The organism is Paucidesulfovibrio longus DSM 6739, from assembly GCF_000420485.1.
GTDB classification, from domain to species: domain Bacteria; phylum Desulfobacterota; class Desulfovibrionia; order Desulfovibrionales; family Desulfovibrionaceae; genus Paucidesulfovibrio; species Paucidesulfovibrio longus.
The window spans coordinates 1-6523 of record NZ_ATVA01000008.1 but is presented as its reverse complement, the minus strand read 5'-3'; the positions used below and the strand labels follow the sequence as shown (position 1 = coordinate 6523).

5 protein-coding genes are annotated in these 6523 nt (G+C 65.3%); 4 read left to right on the top strand and 1 reads right to left on the bottom strand.

Going from position 1 to position 6523, the window contains the following annotated elements; genetic code table 11:
* Positions 1 to 396: 396 nt before the first annotated feature.
* Positions 397 to 945 (bottom strand): bacterioferritin, encoded by a 549-nt coding sequence (locus tag G452_RS0101655; RefSeq protein ID WP_022660522.1) that lies wholly within the window; start codon positions 943 to 945, stop codon positions 397 to 399.
* A gap of 179 nt (positions 946 to 1124) precedes the next feature.
* Between G452_RS0101655 and ftsE the strand changes: the two genes are divergently transcribed.
* From ftsE to ilvD, 4 genes are all read left to right on the top strand, one after another.
* Positions 1125 to 1823 carry a cell division ATP-binding protein FtsE gene (gene ftsE / locus G452_RS0101650; protein ID WP_022660521.1) on the top strand — a complete coding sequence of 233 codons (699 nt, stop codon included), beginning with the start codon at positions 1125 to 1127 and terminating at the stop codon, positions 1821 to 1823.
* On the top strand, positions 1820 to 2698 hold the full coding sequence (locus G452_RS0101645) for a cell division protein FtsX (protein ID WP_022660520.1): 879 nt from the start codon (positions 1820 to 1822) through the stop codon (positions 2696 to 2698). Before ftsE ends, G452_RS0101645 begins: the two co-directional genes overlap by 4 nt.
* Positions 2699 to 2860: 162 nt before the next feature.
* Complete coding sequence (locus G452_RS0101640; RefSeq protein ID WP_022660519.1) at positions 2861 to 4522, top strand: tetratricopeptide repeat protein; 1662 nt, start codon at positions 2861 to 2863, stop codon at positions 4520 to 4522.
* Positions 4523 to 4553: 31 nt separating this feature from the next.
* Positions 4554 to 6218 (top strand): dihydroxy-acid dehydratase, encoded by a 1665-nt coding sequence (ilvD, locus tag G452_RS0101635; RefSeq protein WP_022660518.1) that lies wholly within the window; start codon positions 4554 to 4556, stop codon positions 6216 to 6218.
* Positions 6219 to 6523 lie beyond the last annotated feature (305 nt).

Sequence of the window (6523 nt, the reverse complement as noted above, 5' to 3'; positions counted from 1 at the left end):
CCTACGCGGTCAGCGACGACGTGCTCGCCCAGGCGCTCGACAAGATGGCCAAAGTGCTCGTGAAATAAACGGGATATCGTAATTTTTTTGGGGGAAACCCTTTGAAAAGGGTTCTCCCCTCCCCCAAACCCCCACCCCTTCCTAAATCTTTCGCCTCTCGCGGCTGCGCCGCTCGTCTGGACTCGTTCCAGCCTTCTGATCCTCGAAAACAGGCTTAGCCTGTTTCCGAGGATCATTATTCTATGCCGACAAGAATTCAGCCGTGCTCGGCAGCTTTCCGGCCTGCCCGCAAAAACGCGCCGGGAACCGGATGCGAAGCATCGGTTCCCGGCGCAGAATGGGGTTCTCAGGGGCCGCGGGCCCCTGAGCCGCCGGAGGCATGCTTTGCCTTTTCTGCTAGGCGGCTCCTGTGCCGAGCACGAAGCCCTTGGTGGTTCCGCCGGTGGACGCCGGGGTTCCGGCGATCTTGGAGAGGTAGGTTTCGCCCAGATCTTCGATGTGCCCGGAGACATTGTCGAAGTAGTTGAAATGCTGCTGTTCCTCGTCGATGATGGTTTCGAAGAGCTTCTGGCTCACGCTGTCGCCGTTGTCCCGGCAGATGAGCAGGAAGTCGTTGTACGCGGCGATGGTGTCGTCTTCGAGGTCGGAATCGAACGGGAAGATGGCCTGGACCTTCTGGCCCTTGGTGATCTTGCCGTCCCCGGCGGTGACGGGCTCGCCGCCCAGTTCCTTGATGCGTTCGGCGAACATTTCCGCGTGGCGCATCTCGTCGATGGCGATGAGTTTCATGTTCTTGGCCAGCTCGCCGTAGTCCATGTCGTCCAGGTTGTAGTGCTGGTTCATGTACTGGGTGATGGCGGTGAGTTCCATGGCGCGGGCCTGGTTGAGCACGTCCACGACCTTTTTCTTGCGGGCGTCGCGCTCGCTTTTGCTTACCTTGGGCATGGGAACCTCCTTGCGTCAGGTTATGATTCAGGTTTCCCCTCTCGAAAACAGGGCCCACGATATCCCGGCTTTTGCAGCGTGGCAACCCGAATCGACTTTTTCGTCATGCGAAGCCCGCACATCGCTCTGCTGCGGCGCGCCGATTTACAAAGCCTTGCCGTGCGGGTACTAACAGCGTCATGGTCGAATTCAAGCGCGTATCCCATGTCTTCGGATCCAGCTGGGCGCTGAAGGACGTTTCCTTCGCCCTGGGCAAGGGGGAATTTCTTTTCCTGACCGGGCATTCCGGCGCGGGCAAGACCTCGCTGCTGCGGCTGATGTACGCCGCCCTGGCGCTCAAGCGCGGCCGGGCCACGGTGGCCGGCTTCGACCTGCACAACCTCAAGCGCAAGCACATCCCGGAGCTGCGCCGCCGGGTGAGCGTGGTCTTCCAGGACTTCAAGATTCTGCCGCAGCGCACGGTCTTCGACAACGTGGCCCTGGCCCTGGAGGTGCGCGGCGTGGGACGCCAGCATCTGGAGCGGCGCGTGCGGGCCATTGTCCGGGCGCTGAGCCTGGAGTCGAAGAGCTACACCCGCTGCGCGCATCTTTCCGGCGGCGAGCAGCAGCGCGTGGCCATTGCGCGCTCCATGGTGGTCAACCCCAAGCTGATCCTCGCGGACGAGCCCACGGGCAACCTGGACGCGGACCTGACCCTGGACCTGATGAACATCTTCAAGCAGTTCCACTCCTACGGCGCAACGGTGATCATGGCCACGCACAACCGGCAGGTGCTGGAGATGGTTCCGGAAGCGCACATCCTGCACCTGGAGCACGGACAGGTGGCGGAAACCACGCTGCCCGGCCAGCCCGAACCGGAACCGGAGGGGCTGCTGTGATCTTCCGCGCCATCAAGCTGACCTATCGCGGCGTTCGGGACATGTTCCAGCACCCCTGGGCGCAGCTGTTCACCGTCCTGGCCGTGAGCATGGCCGCCGTGCTGGCCGGCATTTTTCTGCTGCTGCTGCACAACGTCAACGAGGAGCTGATCCGCAATCGGGGCGCCGTGGAATTCCAGGTCTTCTGGCGGCTGGGCGCGGACATGGACGAGGTCCGGACGCAGTGGGAGCGCATGCAGGGCATGGAGCACCTCAAGGAGATGGAGACGTACACTCCGGAAACGGCCCTGCGCGAGCTTTCCAAGGATCTTTCCGGCCAGGGCGCGCTCGACTGGCTCAAGGAGGACAACCCGCTGCCCGCCTCGGCGTTCCTTTCCTTCAGCATTCCGCCGGGCGACCTCAGCGAGGTCTGGGCCAAGGGTCTGCTGGCCGAGCTGCGCACCCTGCCGGACGTGCAGGCCGTGCACTACAACCCCATGCAGCTGGACCTGGCCAACAGCTGGCTCGCGGTTTCCCGCTCCGTGATCTGGCCGGTGATGGGCTTTCTGGGCCTGGTGGTGGCCATGGTCGTGGGCAACACGGTCAAGCTGGCCATGCTCACCCGCAAGGACGAGATCGAGATTCTTTCGCTGGTGGGCGCGCACCCCTGGTACATCCGCGCGCCGCTCCTGGCCTCCGGCGCGGTGACGGGGCTCGCCTCCAGCGGCCTTGCCCTGGGGCTTTTGCGGCTCCTGCACCTGCGGCTGGAACACGTGCTCGACTTCCCGCCCGTGTTCGTGGTCATTTCCTTCCTGCCCACGCAGCAATGCCTGCTGCTCACGGGCGTGGTCACGCTGGTCTGCGTGGCCGGCTCCTGGGTGGCGGTGCGGCGGTAGGAAGCCGCCGCCCGGACGGACGTTCCCCCTGCCGCGCGGAAAGCGGGCGCCCCGAACCTGGACGAGGCTCGAAAAGCGGGCATTTACCTTGCTCCCGGTCTGCGCTATTTTGCCCCCCTCGAACATAACGCGCCCGGACGCGAACCGGAGGTCATCCTTATAATGCATCCCCCTGCGCGACAGTCTTCCCTGCTGCTTCTCCCCGCCCTGATCCTTTGCCTGGCCCTGCTGGCGGGCTGCTCCCTGCTGGAAAGCTCTCCGGACCCCGCGCCCAGCGGAGTGACGGAACAAATTCAGGCCGGGCAGCGCCGCGAGGCCATCCTGACCCTGAACAGCCTCATCCGCAACGAGCCGGGCAACGCCTCCCTCTATGCCGAACGCGCCGAAATCTTCCTCGACCTCGGCTCGCCCGGACAGGCCCAGCAGGACGTGAGCAAGGCCCTGGAACTGGACCCGCAGATGGCCGACGCCTGGCGCATCAAGGCCGCCGTCCTGCTCTCCGGCAAGGCAGTCGGCCCGGTGCTCGCGCCGCGCAGCGCGCCCGGCATGGACGACAAGACCACCCCGGACGAGATCGCAGCCGCCCGCAAGGCTCTGGAACGCTGCCTGGAAATCGATCCGAACAACGCCCTGGCCTATACGCTCAAAGGCCGGGCCTTCAGGCTCGAAGGCAACCCCGCCGCCGCGCTGGACGACCTGCGCAAGGCCGAGGAACTGGACCCGCAAGAGCCGCTGACCTACATCGAATTCGCGGAATGCTACACCGCCCTGGGACAATGGACCAAGGCGGCGGATAGTTTCGACGAAGCCGTGGACCTCCAGCCGGATTCCGTGAACCTGCTCATGAACGCCGCGCATGCGCACTGGAACATCGGCGAGTTCGGCCCGGCCATCGACCAGCTTGAACGCGCCGCCGCTCTCCGGCCCGGCGACCACACCATCTTCGCCAACCTCGCCCTGGTCCACGCCGCGGACGACGACCAAGACGAGGCCAAGCATTACGACTCCCTGGCCCGGCGCAAGGCCGCCCTGCAGAACCTGCGCTACGCCAGCCCCATCATCGTGGACGAGGACGGCAAGGCGAAGCCGGCCCTGACGCCCAGCGGCCTGGAAATCGAAAAGCAGGCCCTGGCCGAAGCCCCGGCCCAGCCGGAAGCCGCCGAGGACGCCGCGCCGGTCGAAGCCCAGGCCGAGCAGCCCGCGCCCCTGCCCCTGCCCCGCGACCTCATGGCCGAGGCGCGCACCGCCCTGGACAACGGCAACCCGGACGCGGCCCTGGCTCTGGTTTCCGAGCATTTCGACAAGACCGAACCCACGGCCACGGACCTCTGCTTCCAGGCCCGCGTGCTCTCCACGCTCAAGGAGCCGGAAATGGCCGCGGACGCCGCCCGCAAGGCCATCCGCACCGATCCCGACGACTTCTGCGGCTACAACAACCTCGGCGTGATCACCGCCGCCGCCGACCCGCAGGCCGCCATCGCGGTCTTCACCAAGGGCATCGAAAGGCTGCCCAACGTGCCGGAAATGCTCAACGAACGCGGCAAGCTCTACCTGAACACCGAACAATACGAGAACGCCGAAAAGGACTTCGACGCCTGCGTCGAGGCCGACCCGAACACGGCCGTCTACCGCCTGCACCGGGCTATCGCGCGCTACCATCTCGGCCAATACGACAAGGCCCTTGAAGACGCGGACAAATACCTGCTGATGAATCCCAGCGCCCCTGAAGGCTACCGCACCCGCGCCGCCATTCAGAGGAAGCTGGGCAATGCCGAGCAGGCCGAAAAAGACCTGGAAACCGCCAAGAGCTTCCAGGCCCAATAGCATCCGACCCATTCAGACAAAGGATACCGCCATGCGCAGCAAGAAAATGACCGGAGGATTGGAAAAGGCCCCGCATCGCTCCCTGATGCACGCCCTGGGCCTGACCCGCGAGGAAATGGACCGCCCCCTGGTGGGCGTCTGCAACGCCTTCAACGAAATCATTCCCGGACACGTGCACCTGCGCACCCTGGCCGAAGCCGTCAAGAGCGGCGTGCGCATGAGCGGCGGAACCCCCATGGAATTCCCGGCCATCGGCGTCTGCGACGGACTGGCCATGAACCACGAGGGCATGTGCTTCTCCCTGCCCAGCCGCGAAATCATCGCCGACTCCATCGAGATCATGGCCATGGCGCACCCCTTCGACGCCCTGGTCTGCATCACCAACTGCGACAAGATCGTGCCCGGAATGCTCATGGCCATGCTCCGGCTGAACATCCCCGCCGTGATCGTCTCCGGCGGCCCCATGCTGGCCGGAAAGCGCAAGGGACAAACCTCGGACCTGATCACCGTGTTCGAGGGCGTGGGCATGGTCAAGCGCGGCAAGATGACCGAAGCCGAACTCGCGGACCTGGAGGAATGCGCCTGCCCCACCTGCGGCTCCTGCTCCGGCATGTTCACCGCCAACACCATGAACTGCCTTTCCGAGGCCATCGGCATGGCCCTGCCCGGCAACGGCACGGTTCCGGCCGTCTCCTCGGCGCGCGTGCGCCTGGCCAAGCACACGGGCATGGCCGTCATGAACCTGCTGGAAAAAAACATCCGGCCCCGCGACATCGTCACGGACAAATCCGTGCAGAACGCCGTGGCCATGGACATGGCCCTGGGCGGCTCCACCAACACCGTGCTGCACCTGCCCGCCATCTTCCACGAGGCCGGACTGAACCTCGACCTGACCATCTTCGACGAAATCAGCCGCAAGGTGGCCAACCTCTGCAAGCTCTCGCCCGCCGGACACCACCACATCGAAGACCTCGACCAGGCCGGAGGCATCCCCGCCGTGATGCGCGCCGTGGCCGAAGCAGGAAACCTGCACCTCGACGCCCTGACCGTGACCGGAAAGACCGTCGGCCAAAACCTCGACGACCTCAAGGCACAGGTGCTCGACCCGGACGTGATCCGGCCCCTGGACAAGGCCTACTCGCCCCAGGGCGGCATCGCCATCCTGCGCGGCAACCTCGCCGAGGGCGGCTGCGTGGTCAAGCAGTCCGCCGTGGCTCCGGAAATGATGCAGCGCACAGGCACCGCCCGCGTGTTCGACTCGGAAGAGGATTCCGTGACCGCCATCCTCGACGGCAAAATCAACCCCGGCGACGTGGTCGTGATCCGCTACGAAGGCCCTAAAGGCGGACCCGGCATGCGGGAAATGCTCACCCCCACCTCGGCCATCGCGGGCATGGGCCTGGGCGCGGAAGTGGCCCTGATCACGGACGGACGCTTCTCCGGCGGCACGCGCGGCGCCGCCATCGGCCACATCTCGCCCGAAGCCGCCGAAGGCGGGACCATCGGACTCGTCAAGGAAGGCGACCGGATCAAAATCGACATCCCGGCCCGGTCCATCGAACTGCTCGTGGACCAGGCCGAACTGGACCAGCGCCGCAAGAACTGGACGCCCAAGCAGAAGGAAATCTCCTCGCCCTTCCTGCGCCGCTACACCGCACACGTCACCTCGGCCAGCACCGGAGCCGTGCTCAAGTAGAGACGCCGACCAAAGACAAGCAAACGGCCCTCCCTGCGCATCTCGCGGGGAGGGCCGTTTTTTTGCGTTCGCGCCGGGACGGGAGAGAGGACAGGGAAAAGTATGCATGCCTCCGGCGGCCAGAGGGCCCGCGGCCCTCTGGACTCCCATTCTGCGCCGGGAATCGATGCTGCGCATCCGCTTCCCGGCGCGGGATTGGGGCAAGTCTCTGCCTGTTTTCGAAGACCAAGAGGCTGGAACAAATCCCGACGAGCGGCGCAGCCGCGAGAGGTGAAAAATTTAGGAAGGGGAGGGGGTTCGGGGGA